The sequence below is a fragment of the Psychrobacillus glaciei genome, from assembly GCF_008973485.1.
In the GTDB taxonomy this organism is placed as follows: Bacteria; Bacillota; Bacilli; order Bacillales_A; family Planococcaceae; genus Psychrobacillus; species Psychrobacillus glaciei.
The window spans coordinates 3,257,041-3,272,768 of the sequence record NZ_CP031223.1 but is presented as its reverse complement, the minus strand read 5'-3'; the positions used below and the strand labels follow the sequence as shown (position 1 = coordinate 3,272,768).

The window sequence follows — 15,728 nt, the reverse complement described above, 5'->3', positions numbered from 1 at the left end:
ATGTCATTTAAACAGTTATTCGAACAATGGAATAGCTTTTCTGAATTAGAGTCTATTTGGAAAGAGAATCTTCAGCTATTAGCAAAAGATGAGAAACAATTAGAGGATGCATTTCACCGTAATTTGGAGTTTGGAACTGGTGGAATGCGCGGGGAAATTGGAGCAGGAACAAATCGTATGAATACATATACGATTCGTAAAGCTACCTCCGGATTAGCTGGATATATACAAGCAGCTGGAGCGGGTGCGATGAATAGAGGAGTAGTCATTGCATATGATAGTCGCAGATTTTCTCCAGAGTTTGCAAGAGAAGCGGCTAATACACTCGCTTCAAATGGCATAAAAGCTTATTTGTATTGCGAGCCTAGAACGACTCCTCAGTTGTCTTATTCGGTCCGAAAACTACATGCATTCATGGGGATTGTGATTACGGCTAGCCATAATCCTCCCGAATACAATGGATACAAAGTATATGGAGAAGACGGAGCTCAGTTAAACTTGAGCGATGCAGATGCAGTCATTCATTATGTCATTAAAGCCGGGAATGCTCTCCAAATTAAACAAAGTGCTATTGACGAAAAACTTATTATATTTTTAGATGAAGAAATAGATAAAGCTTATATGAAAGAATTGAAAACAGTACAAGAAAATCCGACGCTTGCTGCAACTACCGAATTAAAAGTAGTATTTACTCCACTACACGGGGCATCTGGTCATACTGTGAGCCGCATATTAAGTGAGTGTGGCTATAGACATATTCATTATGTATCAGAGCAAATGGAGCCAAATGGTGAATTTCCTACCGTGAAATCTCCAAATCCGGAAGAACAGAGTGCTTTTGAATATGCCATTCAATATGGTGAAAAATCCGATGCTGACATTCTAGTTGCTGCAGATCCTGATGGAGACCGCGTAGGACTAGCAGTGAAATCAGAAGCAGGATATAAGCTTTTATCCGGCAATCAAACAGGTGCTATTTTAATCGAGTATTTATTGACACAAAGAAAAGAAAAGGGCACAATGCCTGCAAAAGGTCGTGTTTTTAAAACGATTGTGACCTCTGATTTAGGAAGAGTGATTGCAGAGTATCACGGTGCAAGTACAGAAGATGTATTGACAGGATTTAAATTTATTGGTGAAAAAATTAAGCAATATGAGGAAACGAAAGAATTTGAGTTTTTATTTGGCTACGAAGAAAGTTATGGCTATTTAGTCAAAAGTTTTGCTAGGGATAAAGATGCCATACAAAGTGTACTAGCAATAGTTGAGGCTGCCGCTTACTATAAAGGGCAAGGTTTGACTCTAGTAGATGTCTTACATACCTTATACGAAAGACATGGCTATTATTTAGAAGGGCTAGTATCTGTAACGAAAAAAGGGGTAAGTGGGTCGAATGCGATTAATAGCTTACTAGAACAAATTCGTATGAATCAGTTAACTGAAATTGCTGGGGCTGCTGTGCAATCACAAGAGGATTATTTAACTTCATTGCGAACGTTTACAGACGGTCGAGAAGCGGAGCCGCTTTTATTGCCAAAATCGAATGTAATCAAATACTTCCTAGCCGATGGTTCATGGGTATGTGTAAGACCAAGTGGAACGGAGCCTAAGATTAAATATTATTTTGGAGTGACAAGTGAGTCCGAAATAGAAAGCATTGAAAAACTAGAAGTATTGAAACATGCATTTACTGATGAGATGAATCGGTACTTAAAAGAATAAATCATGAAATCCGGGAAAGTACTACTTGTGCTTTTCCGGATTTTTTTCAGTCAAAAGTATGATGCCTAGTTTTGACAGTCATGTAACAATAAATGATAAGATGAAATACATAGGCAACAAGTACATGGAGGAGTTTTACATGCAATCAAATGAACTCTCAAACATAGGATTACTGAAAGAAATTGCAGAGTTTTTAAATGAAGAAACAGATATGGAACAAATGCTACAAGGAGCACTTCAAAAGCTTTTAGAAGGAACTCTCTTTGAAACTGGTTGGATTTTCTTTATTGATAAAAAAGGAAAGCAACAGCTTATTGCACATGACAAATTACCAAATGCACTAAAGCGGAATGAGTGCATGCATTTGCAAAAAGGTGGTTGCTGGTGTGTTTCCAGATTTCAAAACGGTGAACTAAAGAAGGCCTCTAATATTATTGAATGTAAACGAATTGTCAATGCAAGAAAGAAGAACAATGAAGACACAAATGACATCACACATCATGCAACCGTTCCTTTACTATCTGGACAAGAAAGTTTTGGTCTTTTGAATGTTGCTACACCTAATACAATTCGATTTTCAGAAGGCGAACTTGCATTACTTGAGTCCGTTGCCTTTCAAATTGGATCTGCTATTAAGCGAATATACTTGACGAAACAGGAGCAGCAAGTAGCGCTTGTGCAAGAAAGAAATCGTTTAGCACGTGACTTGCATGATTCCGTCAATCAATTATTATTTTCGGTCACGTTAACTGCACGTGGCGGAGTGGAAATGACAGAACAACAAGAAATTAAAGATACATTTAAAGAAATACAAAATCTCACACAAGATGCTTTAACTGAAATGCGAGCTCTTATTTGGCAACTTCGTCCGAAAGGGTTGGAGACTGGAATAATGGAAGGTATAAAAGGCTACGGGGATATATTAGGATTAACACTTACTATCAATGTAAAAGGTGTTATTAATTTACCTGGAAGTATGGAAGAAACGTTATTTCGAATTGCACAGGAAGCATTAAATAATATTCGAAAACACGCGGGTGTGTTAAAGGCAGAGTTGTATTTAACAGTTACCTTGACAGATGTATTGTTAGTCGTTAAAGACGAAGGTTGTGGATTTCATATGAATGAGTCAAAAAACTTGCCTTCTATCGGCTTACAAAGCATGCGAGACCGAGCATATTCCGTTGGTGGAACAGTTGATTGGGTGACGGAATGGAATAAAGGAACGGAAATTTTAGTACGTTTACCTTATTAGGAGGGGGAGGGCTTCACATGATACGAGTATTAATTGCTGACGATCATCATGTAGTAAGAAGAGGTTTAATGTTCTTTCTAAAGACCCAAAAAGATATGAACATTATCGGAGAAGCGAAAAATGGAAAAGAAGCAGTTGAATTGACAGAGACTTTGAAGCCAGATGTTGTGTTAATGGATTTGGTAATGCCAGAAATGGATGGTATCCAAGCAACCAAGCGTATTAAAGCAAAATATCCAGAAATTCAAATACTAATGCTAACAAGCTTTTCTGATCGGGATCATGTCATACCTGCATTGAAAGCGGGAGCAGCAGGTTATCAATTAAAAGACATTGAACCAGATGATTTGGCAGAAGCAATCCGTAAATTAATGCGAGGGGAAAATACATTACATCCTGATGCAACAACACAACTGCAAAAGGAATATGAACCAGTGGAATTATTGCCACATGAAGAATATTCTTTAACACCAAGAGAACAAGATGTGTTGTCAGAACTCACAAAAGGAAAAAGTAATCGTGAAATAGCATCCTCTTTGTTCGTAACAGAAAAAACAGTGAAAACACATATATCAAATATATTTGCAAAGCTTCAAGTGCAAGATCGAACACAGGCTGCTCTTTATGCAGTTAAACATGGATTAACAGAGCCAAGTGGACAATAAAAAAACACGGTGATCGATCAATCATTCAAATATAACTAAGCATATGAAAACGACTCCCAAATTGGGAGTCGTTAACTTTTATTGTTCGTTTAATGAATTTTCATCTAAGCTCTCATCAGAAGAAGCCATTTTTATTATTTCTAGGTATTGAATATGATGACCATCAATATCTTTAATCATAAATTCAAAGCCTTGTTCAATTATCTTTTCACCTTTAACGGCATCATAGCTTTTTGTCATAAACCATCCGCCTATTGTATCAATGTCTTCTTCGTCAATGTTAATGCCAAGAAGGGTATTTACATTTTCGATCAACATTTTTGCATCGACAATATAATGGTTTTCTCCGATTTTTTGAACTTCCGGAAGTTCATCTGTATCAAATTCGTCGCGAATGTCGCCGACAATTTCTTCAATAATATCTTCTATTGTAACAAGACCAGAAGTACCACCATATTCGTCCATTAAAATAGCCATATGAATTCTTTCACGTTGAATTTTAAGCAATAAATCAGCGATTGGCATTGTTTCAATTACACGAATAATCGGTTGCATATAATCACTTACTGGTGTTGTGGCATTTTCAGGATTTTTTATATAAGCGGTTAATAAGTTTTTCATATTCACAAGGCCAATAATATGATCCTTATCACCATCTGTTACTGGGTATCTTGTATATTGTTCCACACCTATTAGTTCAAATACTTCATTTAATGTAAAATCCTTATCAATAGATATAATTTCCGTTCTAGGAACCATTATTTCTTTTGCAAGTCGATCGTCAAATTCAAAAATTTTATTTACATATTTATATTCTGCTTGGTTAATTTCTCCACCTTTAAAACTTTCGGAAAGAATCATGCGAAGCTCTTCTTCTGAATGGGCTACTTCTGATTCGGAAACGGATTTTAAACCAAATACACGAACAGCTAAGAAACGAGCAGAGCCGTTCATACCTCTAATAACTGGATACATTAAATGATCAAAGATAATTAAAGGCTTGGCAACAGCTAGTGCTATTTCCTCCGCTTTTTGAATAGCAAATGTTTTTGGAGTTAATTCTCCAACTACTACATGTATAAAGGTTACGAGTGAAAATGCAATGATAAATGAGAGGACAGAGGTAACACTCTCTGGAAGAACAAAAAACTCAAAAACTGGATGCAATAATGCTTCTATGGTCGGTTCACCAAGCCACCCTAATCCTAAAGCAGTAATTGTGATACCGAGTTGACAAGCAGATAAATATTCATCCAAATTGGAAACAAGTTTTTTTGCATTTAATGCATTTTTGTTTCCTTCAGCAACAAGCTGATCAATTCTAGTAGTTCTTACTTTAACAATTGCAAATTCACTAGCAACGAAAAATGCAGTGAATGCGATTAAGACAGCAAATGCTGTCAATCGTATGGCTATGTCCAAATAATTACTTTGTTCCTAACCCAAATGGGGGGTAGAACAAAGTGTACACCTCCTGTTTTCTAAAAAATAGTTTATAGTTTTAATAATAAAATAATGCAAAGTAAAATACAAATCTTTCTGCTTACAATGGATATATTTACATTACAACTCTTTCATTCTCTTATTAATTCAAACTTCACAGACTGAAATAGGAGAATAAGCCTTAATGTAACTGGAAAGGCCTGCAATTTCAATAAGCTTACAGGCTAAAGCATTCAAGCTAATGATTTTGGTGAGAAGTTTGAGCAATTAACATATCCAAAACAACATGTGTTGGTTAACCAAGAGTATCCAGTAAATTACTAGTTCATTTAGAGATAAAACACTAGGCACTCGGTATATAGCCGATTTTGGATTGTATTGGACTGAACGATCACCACACCATTACCGAGATTCCTCGGCATATTTTTTTTCGGTAATCATGTAGTAGTCGTTCGTCCGTCGCTCTCCACAAGTACAAATAAACCAAGTGCCAGAGCTTTTGGGAATCAAAGAATAGCTACTTTCCTATTCAACGACTATGAAGTGGTGATCATTTCGTCCAAAGCGAACCGAAAACGTACAAGATCAAATGGAGGCTTTTACGCTTTTCTTATAATTATTTTATGTGAGAAATTGATTAATCAACAGACGTGATCCAAAACGTATTCATGTATAAAAGTAGGAATTTTAAAGTAGCATTACTAAATGCACTATTTGGAGCAATGGTACATATTATTTAATTAGTTCCTTTTTTCAAAAAGTATTGACAATGGAAATTTCTATGTGCTAATGTTAAGGGACACTAAATAAATTGGAAATGGAGGTATGAAAAATGATTCGTTTAAAAGATATGACAAACAACTTAATAATTTTTTCATACCTACCATTTGACGTAAAATGATTGTGGAATAGACATAATTAGAAATAACTTTGTCTATTTTAAAGCACATTACCGGAATATGGGTAATGTGCTTTTTTGCGTTTACTTACTTCCAAAATTTGGTGTTAATGTGAAGTGGAGGAGTGTTGGATATGATTATTCAGCGAACAAGACAAATTTTATTAAAGGAATCTCTAGAAGGTGGATAGCCAAATCAAGTTAATAGAGAAAGAAGAAATGAGGGGTTAGAGAATGTTTTCTGTTTTATTTAAATTGCAATGGTTTTTTAAAGATCATTGGAAGCGATATACTGTCGCTGTAAGTTTACTGATTGTAGCAAGTACATTTGAAGTGTTACCACCGTGGATCGTTGGAGGAGCAATAGACACGATTACGATGGGGAAAATGACATCTGAATCGTTAATGCAATATGTCATGTATTTTGTAGGAATTATCATTGTGGGTTATGGATTGAACTTTGTTTGGCAATACCAATTATTTGGTGGCTCTATTACAATTGAGCGTATATTACGTTCCAAGTTAAATCGAAAATTTTTAAGTATGACGCCAACTTTTTATGAAAAAAATCGTACGGGCGATTTAATGGCACGTGCTACGAACGATTTAAACGCAGTTGCAACAACAGCTGGCTTTGGAATTATGACCTTGATCGATTCAACGATGTATATGGCTGCGCTTATACTTGCGATGGGTTTTATTATTTCATGGAAGTTAACGATTTTCGCAATTTTACCAATACCAGTTTTAGCATTTATCATGCAATATTTAGGGAAAATCATTCACGAGAAATATATGGTTTCACAAGATGCATTTGGTGATTTGAATGACCGAGTATTAGAATCCATTGCTGGTGTTCGCGTTATTCGTGCATATGTACAAGAACGAGCAGATGAAAAGAAATTTGCTGATATGAGTGAAGAAGTGTATGAAAAAAATATGGTTGTGGAACGAATTGATGCTCTATTTGGTCCTATTACAAAAGTAGGAACTGGTATCAGTTATGTAGTTGCTTTAGGTTATGGTTCTTATCTAGTGTCTATAGGAGACATGACTGTTGGGAACTTAATCACATTTAACGTTTACTTAGGGATGGCTATTTGGCCGATGTTTGCTATTGGGGAATTAATCAATGTAATGCAACGTGGAAATGCATCGCTTGATCGGGTGCACGAAACGCTAGATTATGAGGCAGATGTGAAAGATCCTGTCAGTCCGATTCATTTGAATGAAGTTACATCAATTGGATTTGAAGAGGTTGGATTCCAATATCCTTTATCGCAAGTGAAAAATCTTCAAAATCTCCGAGTGAACCTTCAAAAAGGTCAAACGCTTGGGATTGTTGGGAAAACCGGATCTGGAAAAACGACATTTATGAAACAATTATTAAGGGAATATCCAATTGGAGCTGGTCAACTAACGATTGGAGATATCGCAATTTCGGATCAAACAAAAGATCAAGTTTTAGAATGGATTGGATATGTTCCACAAGATCATGTTTTATTCTCTAGAACCATTCGCCAAAATATCCTTTTTGGTAAAGAGGATGCGACGGAAGAGGATCTGGAGGAGGCAATTCGACTAGCTCATTTCCAAAATGACTTGATGAATTTACCGATGGGGTTAGAAACATTAGTTGGAGAAAAAGGTGTCTCTTTATCCGGAGGACAAAAGCAACGTGTTTCAATTGCTCGAGCACTTATTAAAAATCCAGAAATTTTACTGTTAGATGATTCGCTTTCTGCAGTAGACGCAAAAACGGAAGCAAAAATTATTGAAAATATACAAAATGAACGTAGTGGTAAGACAACAATTATTACGACGCATCGATTATCTGGAATTCAACACGCTGATCATATTATCGTTTTGGATGAGGGACTAATTGTGGAAGAAGGTACTCATGAGGAACTTCTTGTGCAAAATGGTTGGTATAAAGAGCAATACGATCGTCAACAGCTTGAGGGGGTGTCGTCATGAGTACAGGAAAACGACTCTACCATTATGCGTTATTTTATAAAAAACCAATTATCCTTGGTTTAATCTTTTTAACAATTGCAGTGTTTGCAGACTTAACGGGTCCTTTCATTGCAAAGAGAATTATCGATGAGCATATAACAGAAGGATCTATTGATCTACAACCGATACTAATATTATTAAGTGTGTTCTTTAGTTTAACAATTGTAACTGCCGTTTTTAGATATTTTATGTTTATTAATCTACAAGTTGGCGCAAATCGAGTTGTACAAAAGTTGCGTAATGATGTGTTTCAACATATACAAACGTTGCCAATACAATATTTTGATAACTTACCTGCTGGTAAAGTAGTCGCTCGTGTAACAAATGATACAGAGGCAATTCGCAATTTATACGTGCAAGTACTATCACAGTTTGCGACTAGTATTATTTCAATTACCGGCGTGTATGTGGCACTTTTCATATTAAATGCGAAAATGGCTGCAATGGCACTATTTGTTGTTCCAATCGTGTATGTTTGGATGATTGGCTATCGAAAATATGCTTCAAAGTATAATCATATTGTTCGTACAAAAATTGCCGATTTAAATGCGATGTTGAATGAATCGATTCAAGGGATGTCCATTATTCAAGCATTTAAACGAGAAAAGCAAATGGAATCTGAGTTTGAAGAAATGAACGAAGAACATTACCGTTATCAGAAAAAATTACTTACACTGGATTCTGCTACAGCTTTTAACTTAGTTAGTGTACTTCGCTCCATTATGTTTATCATGTTTATCTGGTATTTCGGAAGCCAGTCAATGGAACCGAATGTGATTGTTTCAGCTGGTATGCTCTATGCATTCGTAGATTATACCACTCGATTATTTAATCCGATCACAGGAATTGTCAATCAATTCTCGCAACTGGAGAGATCTCTTGTAGCAGGTAATCGTGTATTCGGCTTACTGGATGAATCAGGAGAGACAGTGAAAGATGAACGGATGGATCGTTACGAAGGAAATGTGGAATTTCAAAATGTTTCTTTTGCTTACAAGGAAAAAGAGTATGTCTTGAAAAATTTAAACTTTGTTGCGAATAAAGGAGAAACGGTGGCACTTGTTGGCCATACAGGGTCAGGTAAAAGTTCGATTATGAACTTATTATTCCGTTTCTATGACCCATCAAAAGGGAAGATTCTTATTGATGGCATTGACATTACGACCGTTCCAAGGCAAACCATTCGAGATCATATGGGAATTGTATTACAAGATCCCTATTTATTCTCTGGAACCATTGAGTCAAACGTGAGCTTAAACGATTCAAGGATCTCCCGTGAGAAAGTAGAAGCCGCTTTGGAAGCGGTTGGTGGAGAACGAGTCCTTAAGAATCTTGAAAAAGGATTGGATGAACCTGTTATTGAGAAGGGGAGCACATTATCCTCTGGTCAAAGACAGTTAGTTTCTTTTGCAAGAGCCCTTGCATTTGATCCGGCAATTCTTATATTAGATGAAGCTACTTCCAATATCGATACAGAAACAGAAGAAATCATTCAACATGCAATGGATGTATTGAAAAAGGGCAGAACTACTTTTATCATTGCACATCGACTTTCTACTATTAAAAATGCCGATCGTATTTTAGTATTAGATCGTGGAGAAATTGTAGAGAGCGGCACTCATGATGAGTTGTTACAACTACAAGGACGCTATGAACAAATGTATAAATTACAAGCAGGAATACCCCAAAACGTGTAATGCGTTTAGGGGTATTCCCTTTTTTTTTAGTTAAGAAACTACCATGGATCACGTACTGCAGATTTCCGCGGGGTGAGCGATAAGCCAACATCGCCCTTTCGTGTCGCTTGTGATGTCTCATCTGTCTCCGACGAACGAAGGCGTTGCCACATCGTGTGGCAACGCCTTCGTGACCAACGTCCTGTTGGCCTCCTTCTTGAGTCACTACCTTTCACTACAATCCCTTAAGTGAGTAGTAATTAACGTGAAGAGTCATTTAGAATTTGAATATTATTAGCCGATTGCACCACTGAATATCGTAAAATGTACCACCAAAATCATAAATTACACCAGATCGATATGTGAACCAGAAGGAATCATGAATTTTGTCAGGTTCTTTCAGTATGCTGACTCTTGTGAAATCAAAGTATTTCAAATAAAAATAAAGATTTTTTGTTATTAAGTATAAGTTTACTTTACTTTTATAAAGGGGTAGTTTATAATTTGATTCAAGAGGTGATGGTCATGAAGAAAGATTTTGGTGATTCGATATCAAATAAGGTTTATGAATATCGTGTACTTGCCAGAATGTCTCAGCAAGAATTAGCAGAGAAAGTCGGGGTTTCCAAACAAACCATCTTCGTAATGGAAAAGGGAAATTATGTTCCGACTCTGCTGTTAGCTTTTCGAATTGCCGAATTTTTTAATGCTGATGTAAATGATGTTTTTACTTATGAGAAAGGAAATGATCAAAATGAAAATTAAGTCTATCTCAGATATCCCTAACGCAATTTTTTACCCTTTAAAGTCCTGGGCTGAACAATCTACAGGAAATTGGAATATTCTCATTGGAGTTGGTTTTTTACTGTTCATGGGTAGTGCGATTTTTGCTTATGTATTTTATAAGAAGATTGGGCAAGACGACGAACGGACAAATAAAATCTTTTTGAAAAGCAGTTACTTTATGCTGTGGGTAATTATTCTATGTGACATGATTTTTCCTAAAGACTATATGTGGAACGTTTTTTTCTTGTTCAAATATGCGCTAGCAATTTTAGCTGGTGGAATTTACATGGCAATCCAATATAAAAAGGATTTGTCGTAAGTAAAGATCTCAGAGAGAGGGCCAGCTAAGGATGGGTGGATTAGACAATGCTGGTAAATATGCTAACTAAGCGATATGTAAATTTAATAGTTTTAAACGATCTCTCTTTAGATTTCAACCCAGGAATTTAAAGTATTTGCGATCGAGTATTATTTTTAGGAGATGGCACGATTTCCGGTGAACAGCACTTTATCAAAAATGAGCAACGAACTCTCACTCTAGTCTTTGATAGTTAGGTTGAATTAGCTACATTCGCTATGAAGCAACACTTTGTGAGCATAATCCATCTTGGTGACAAAGATATTCAGATTGGAAAACGCTGAGATTTTCGAGATGATAAATCGACTAGGGACTTGTCTGATAATCAAAGAACCGTTCTTTTAGAAATTATCGAAACTCGCCATCAGAGCCGATCAACCATCATTTGTTCAAAGTTCTCACCAGAAGGTTGGTACTCATGCATCGGCCATAACGCATACAAAATCACTCTGGATGGTGAAATCTCAATGCGGGAACGTCGTGGTTTGAGAGGATCTGGATCAGGTGAATAATGCTTTATTCGTTGAGTTGGCACAGTATTTTTACCTTAAAGACTGTCCTTTGAGGCTTCAAGACTCGAAGTACTCCATGTTAGAACAGTGTGATTATTCCTCTGAGGAATTCAAGGAATGGATAGTAAATATGTGGAAACATGAAATTTACAGCTACATTGCCCATATCAGACTGCTTGATGATATTCAACCGCGTTTGATGATTTACCATTTTAAGAAGCCACCAATCACCGTGTTTGAATGATGATTGGTGGCTTTTTTTATGTGGCAGTGCAATAGGGTGATGATATTCAGACTTAAAGAAAAATAGGAGTATCGATTAATAAAGTAGCGAAGTCGAGGACGAAATTGTATCTTCGTCCGCCTTTAAAAGAAAAAGAAAGTATCCTTTCTCTCATTATCCAAACCAAATGTATCAAGTTTTTACATATTCCAAAAGGGCGACGGACAAAAACCAACCACAAGATTGTGGAAAAAATGGATCGTGAAGTGACGTAGTCACTTCACAATCCATAAATAATAACGGTAATAGTGTAGCCGGTGTGAAGTCCAAAGCACTCAGGAAATGGTGAAGACCAGATGCACTAAAAGGACACTTGCGTTTTTTCTTTTCTTGAGTTTTTCTGACGGCCATCGTATATTTAGAGTACCGAAATAAAAGAGTGAAAGAGGAACTGTATAATGCAATGGCTACAAAATTGGAAAACAAAAATAGCTTCGTTCAATAAAAACATCCGCTTATTCATGCTAGCAAATATTCTCATTCAAATTGGAATGGGCGTTTTTTCAGTTATGTACAATTTGTATATTAAAGAGCTAGGGTTTCCAGAAACGGTGAACGGGAGTGTAATCTCGATGACTTCGCTTGCAACCGCAATTATGTTAATTCCTGCAGGGTTTTTAAGTGATCGATTTGGACGTAAAGGCATGATTATTCTTGGGACAATAGTGACGGTTTTCACGTTATTTTATAGAAGTATTGAAGTAAGTGAACATTCACTTGTATATGCTGCTTTTTTCACAGGTCTTTTTATGGCACTTGTTCAAGTATCGGGCGTTCCATTTCTTGCCGAAAACTCGAATGCTAGTGAACGCATGCACTTGTTTAGTATTCATTTTTCGTTGATGACGATTGCAAGTGTTGTAGGGAGTTTAGGTGGAGGAATAATAGCGGATGCATTGCATGTGTATGTTGCTATGTCTATTTTGGATTCTATTAAATGGGTTTTGATCTTGGGCACAATTATTTTTGCATTTGGTTTATATCCTTTATTTAAATTAAAGCCAACAGTGAAAGCAAAAGAAATAGAAACGAAAAAAGTAGAGAAGGAATTACCGAGCAACTTTAAACGTAATATTACCATTATTGTGCTCTTTGGGTTTGCTAATTTACTCATCGGTACGGGTTCAGGTTTAGTCATTCCCTATTTAAATTTATATTTTTCGAATCGGTTTGATGCATCCAATTCTTACGTTGGATTAATATTATCGCTTGGTTCTGCAATGACGGCAGTTGCTATGCTTATGGGACCCGCACTCGTAAAAAAGGTCGGTCAAGTTCGTGCACTTGTGATTTTTCAACTGCTATCCATTCCGTTTTTATTTCTAACTGGTTATACCACTTCGCTTGTTGTAGCTTCCATTGGATTTTTACTACGACAGGCATTAATGAATGCAGGAAACCCGATTCAAAGTGCCATAGCGATGGATCTTGTACATGATAAATATAAAGGGCTAGCCAACTCGGTAAACCAGATGGTGTTCAATCTAGGTTGGGCAACAATGGGACCAGTATCGACTGGGCTCGTGATGGCATACGGATTTTATTGGGGTTATGCATATACGTTTACAATAACAGGTATTTTATATATTATTGCTTCTACTTATTTTTATATTTTATTTGGAAGAAAGAAAATAGGGACTGTTTGAAGTAGTGTTTAGCGGACGAAATTGCAACTTCGTCCGCTTTTTTAAAGATTAAGTATATTAATTTGGCTACTAGAAATCTAGTAATCGTGGTGTTCTGCAAAACTTACTATTTGAACGTCATTTATTGAGATTAGCTTAATTTATAGCTTCATTCTATCCGCTATTTTTCAGTGCTTTCCAATTAGTCTCGGGTGAATAAAAATTGGTCTCGCTTCAGGTTAAATTAGTCTCGAAGTGCCATAAAGTGTTAATAAATACACAACATTATGTAGCCTTTAATTCTAAAAAGCATTTTGTAATTAGTTTTGGCACTAAAAAGAAATATATTGATAAAGAAGCGCTGAGCGGACGAAATTGACTCTTCGTCCACTTTTAAAAAAGTAGGAATGTATTAAATCACTCTTTAACCAAACCTAATGCACCATGTCTTTACAAATTTCAAGAGGGCGCCGGACAAACATTTCCTACAAGATTACCGAAAAAAAGGATCGTGAAGTGACGCAGTCACTTCACGATCCTTTGCTCTAACGTTAATAGTGTAGCCAATGTTTCGTCCAAAGCACTTTGGTAACGGTGAAGACAAGATGCTAGTCATATACATGAAACAACATCAATTCATGAATCATTTTTTTAACGGTTTCTTCATCTGCCGGTATTTCGCCAAGCCACTTAATCGTACCATCCGCTTCATATTCACCAGTATATCTAGTTTGTTTATAGAAGAACGAAAGAGACCAACCTGGTAATTGCTTATTTTCAAATAGTGGTTTAAAGCTAAAATGTTGTAACAAAATAATCAACCTTTCATGTGTCATAATTTGCTCGCATATATTAGTAGAAATGACTAGTGAAGGAGCATCCAATTGTTTGTTGAGAAACTAGAGAAAGCAATTCAAAATGAATATGCTGATTATCATTACTATAAAGATATGTATAATTTAACGGACGACCAATACTGGCAAGACTTTATTCAGCATGTATTTGAGGATGAAAAAAGCCATTATGAAATGTTTCAACAACTCTATTATATGCTGACGGGGACGTTTGTTCAAAATCTAGAAAGACGAGAGCCTTGTATGGATTTAAAAGCATGTGCCAAAGATGCAGTTAGAGATGAGTTAGAAACTGCGGAAATGTATAAAGAAATGTTGCTCCAAATACCGATTCAGCAAGCGTATGCACCACTGTTTGTTGCAATGCATGACGAAACAGAGCATGCCATTCGCTTTTCGATGATGTATAATGCGTTGTAAAATGTTTTAGTGTTTGTCCTTCCTCTGCTATAATAAGTGAGAAGCTAGAGGAAAAAGGTGAAATAGATGGGTTTTTTATGGACGATTGTATTTATGGCAGTAGTCGGTGCAGCTATTGGGGCAGTTACTAATCATTTAGCAATAAAAATGCTTTTTAGACCACATGAAGCAAAATATATTGGATCTTGGCGGATTCCTTTCACACCAGGGTTAATCCCAAAAAGACGTGATGAACTTGCCAAGCAATTAGGAAACACAGTAATAAATCACTTATTAACTCCCGACATATTTAAACGAAAATATTTTAATGAAGAAATGCAAGATAAAGCGACAAAATTAATCGTTCGACAATTGAATGAAAAAGTTCTTCTTTCCGACAAGACAATTGCTGATTGGTTAAAGCTTGGTGGAATTGAAAACATTGCAACAATGGCAAATAAAAAGATTGATGAGCAAGTGGATATTCAATTTGTGCAATTAAAAAGCCGTTTTGAACATGAATCCATCCGTCAACTAGCTCCAGCAGATTGGCAACTGAAGGCGGATAGTAAGGTAGGAGAAATTGTTTCTTATATTCTTCTAAAAGGGGAAGACTTTTTCGAGTCCGAAGAAGGAAAAATGACCGTAAAAAATTTGATTGATGATTTCCTATCTACAAAAGGAACCCTTGGAAGCATGATTCAAATGTTTGTCGGCGAATCATCCTCACTTGCCGGAAAAGTTCAGCCGGAAATTACAAAGTTTTTAAAAGCACCAGGGACTAAAAATATGTTAGAAAATATTGTCCGAAATGAATGGGAAAAACTGAAAGATCGACCAATTGTGGAAATGATGGACGGTTTTGATTTTGAACCGATTATTAAGAATGTGAAGACATATTTAACTAAGCAGTTGGCAATAGAAGATCGATTAAGTCATAGTCTAGTTCATTATTTCCCAGAAGTAACTGATTGGACACAAACAATATTAGTTCCAAAACTAACTTCATTTGCATTTATGGAAGCAGAGGCAAAGCTAGAAGAGGTATTGCACAAAATGAAATTAGAAGATATGGTAAAAGAACAAGTCGATTCTTTCCCAGTAGCACGTTTAGAAGATATCGTACTTGGCATTTCGAAACGAGAGTTTAAAATGATTACTGTACTAGGCGGAGTTCTTGGAGGTCTTATTGGGGTTATCCAAGGATTAATCGTCTTTATTACAGGCTAAAAAAAG

The 15,728-nt window shown here is 36.2% G+C and carries 12 protein-coding genes; 10 read left to right on the top strand and 2 right to left on the bottom strand.

The features are described from left to right. The 3 genes from PB01_RS15470 (at nt 1) to PB01_RS15460 (ending at nt 3,642) form a co-directional block, all read left to right on the top strand. Nucleotides 1-1,722, top strand: coding sequence for a phospho-sugar mutase (locus PB01_RS15470; protein WP_151701030.1), 1,722 nt, complete (start codon nt 1-3; stop codon nt 1,720-1,722). 139 nt (nt 1,723-1,861) lie between these two features. Next, nucleotides 1,862-2,977 carry a GAF domain-containing sensor histidine kinase gene (locus PB01_RS15465; protein ID WP_151701029.1) on the top strand — a complete coding sequence of 372 codons (1,116 nt, stop codon included), beginning with the start codon at nt 1,862-1,864 and terminating at the stop codon, nt 2,975-2,977. 17 nt (nt 2,978-2,994) lie between these two features. Continuing rightward, nucleotides 2,995-3,642: a response regulator gene (locus PB01_RS15460; RefSeq protein ID WP_151701028.1), complete on the top strand. Its 648-nt coding sequence runs from the start codon at nt 2,995-2,997 to the stop codon at nt 3,640-3,642. A 78-nt stretch (nt 3,643-3,720) separates the two neighbouring features. On the opposite strand, the gene PB01_RS15455 is transcribed toward PB01_RS15460, so the two are convergent. Continuing rightward, nucleotides 3,721-5,064 (bottom strand): hemolysin family protein, encoded by a 1,344-nt coding sequence (locus PB01_RS15455; RefSeq protein WP_225986059.1) that lies wholly within the window; start codon nt 5,062-5,064, stop codon nt 3,721-3,723. 1,153 nt (nt 5,065-6,217) lie between these two features. Here PB01_RS15455 and PB01_RS15450 point away from each other — a divergent pair. The 5 genes from PB01_RS15450 to PB01_RS15425 all read left to right on the top strand — a co-directional run bounded on the left by PB01_RS15450 (nt 6,218) and on the right by PB01_RS15425 (nt 13,260). Further along, nucleotides 6,218-7,960, top strand: a complete 1,743-nt coding sequence (locus PB01_RS15450; RefSeq protein WP_151701026.1) for an ABC transporter ATP-binding protein — start codon at nt 6,218-6,220, stop codon at nt 7,958-7,960. Next, nucleotides 7,957-9,696, top strand: a complete 1,740-nt coding sequence (locus PB01_RS15445) for an ABC transporter ATP-binding protein (protein ID WP_151701025.1) — start codon at nt 7,957-7,959, stop codon at nt 9,694-9,696. Before PB01_RS15450 ends, PB01_RS15445 begins: the two co-directional genes overlap by 4 nt. A gap of 504 nt (nt 9,697-10,200) precedes the next feature. After that, nucleotides 10,201-10,440, top strand: coding sequence for a helix-turn-helix transcriptional regulator (locus tag PB01_RS15440; protein ID WP_151701024.1), 240 nt, complete (start codon nt 10,201-10,203; stop codon nt 10,438-10,440). Then, a complete protein-coding gene (locus tag PB01_RS15435; protein WP_151701023.1) occupies nt 10,430-10,780 on the top strand; it encodes a DUF2178 domain-containing protein in 351 nt (116 codons plus the stop codon). The genes PB01_RS15440 and PB01_RS15435 overlap by 11 nt, the downstream gene beginning before the upstream one ends. A gap of 1,232 nt (nt 10,781-12,012) precedes the next feature. Then, nucleotides 12,013-13,260: an MFS transporter gene (locus PB01_RS15425; protein WP_151701021.1), complete on the top strand. Its 1,248-nt coding sequence runs from the start codon at nt 12,013-12,015 to the stop codon at nt 13,258-13,260. A 587-nt stretch (nt 13,261-13,847) separates the two neighbouring features. On the opposite strand, the gene PB01_RS15420 is transcribed toward PB01_RS15425, so the two are convergent. Next, nucleotides 13,848-14,051, bottom strand: a complete 204-nt coding sequence (locus PB01_RS15420) for a YheE family protein (RefSeq protein WP_151701020.1) — start codon at nt 14,049-14,051, stop codon at nt 13,848-13,850. A gap of 72 nt (nt 14,052-14,123) precedes the next feature. Between PB01_RS15420 and PB01_RS15415 the strand changes: the two genes are divergently transcribed. Continuing rightward, a complete protein-coding gene (locus tag PB01_RS15415) occupies nt 14,124-14,513 on the top strand; it encodes a ferritin-like domain-containing protein (protein ID WP_151701019.1) in 390 nt (129 codons plus the stop codon). A 66-nt stretch (nt 14,514-14,579) separates the two neighbouring features. Next, nucleotides 14,580-15,722 (top strand): DUF445 domain-containing protein, encoded by a 1,143-nt coding sequence (locus PB01_RS15410; protein WP_151701018.1) that lies wholly within the window; start codon nt 14,580-14,582, stop codon nt 15,720-15,722. Nucleotides 15,723-15,728 lie beyond the last annotated feature (6 nt).

Coding starts and splice junctions, on each gene's coding strand:
- PB01_RS15465 (WP_151701029.1), top strand. CDS start 1,862: ATGCAATCAAATGAACTCTCAAACATAGGATTACTGAAAGAAATTGCA.
- PB01_RS15460 (WP_151701028.1), top strand. CDS start 2,995: ATGATACGAGTATTAATTGCTGACGATCATCATGTAGTAAGAAGAGGT.
- PB01_RS15435 (WP_151701023.1), top strand. CDS start 10,430: ATGAAAATTAAGTCTATCTCAGATATCCCTAACGCAATTTTTTACCCT.
- PB01_RS15445 (WP_151701025.1), top strand. CDS start 7,957: ATGAGTACAGGAAAACGACTCTACCATTATGCGTTATTTTATAAAAAA.
- PB01_RS15450 (WP_151701026.1), top strand. CDS start 6,218: ATGTTTTCTGTTTTATTTAAATTGCAATGGTTTTTTAAAGATCATTGG.
- PB01_RS15425 (WP_151701021.1), top strand. CDS start 12,013: ATGCAATGGCTACAAAATTGGAAAACAAAAATAGCTTCGTTCAATAAA.
- PB01_RS15470 (WP_151701030.1), top strand. CDS start 1: ATGTCATTTAAACAGTTATTCGAACAATGGAATAGCTTTTCTGAATTA.
- PB01_RS15410 (WP_151701018.1), top strand. CDS start 14,580: ATGGGTTTTTTATGGACGATTGTATTTATGGCAGTAGTCGGTGCAGCT.
- PB01_RS15440 (WP_151701024.1), top strand. CDS start 10,201: ATGAAGAAAGATTTTGGTGATTCGATATCAAATAAGGTTTATGAATAT.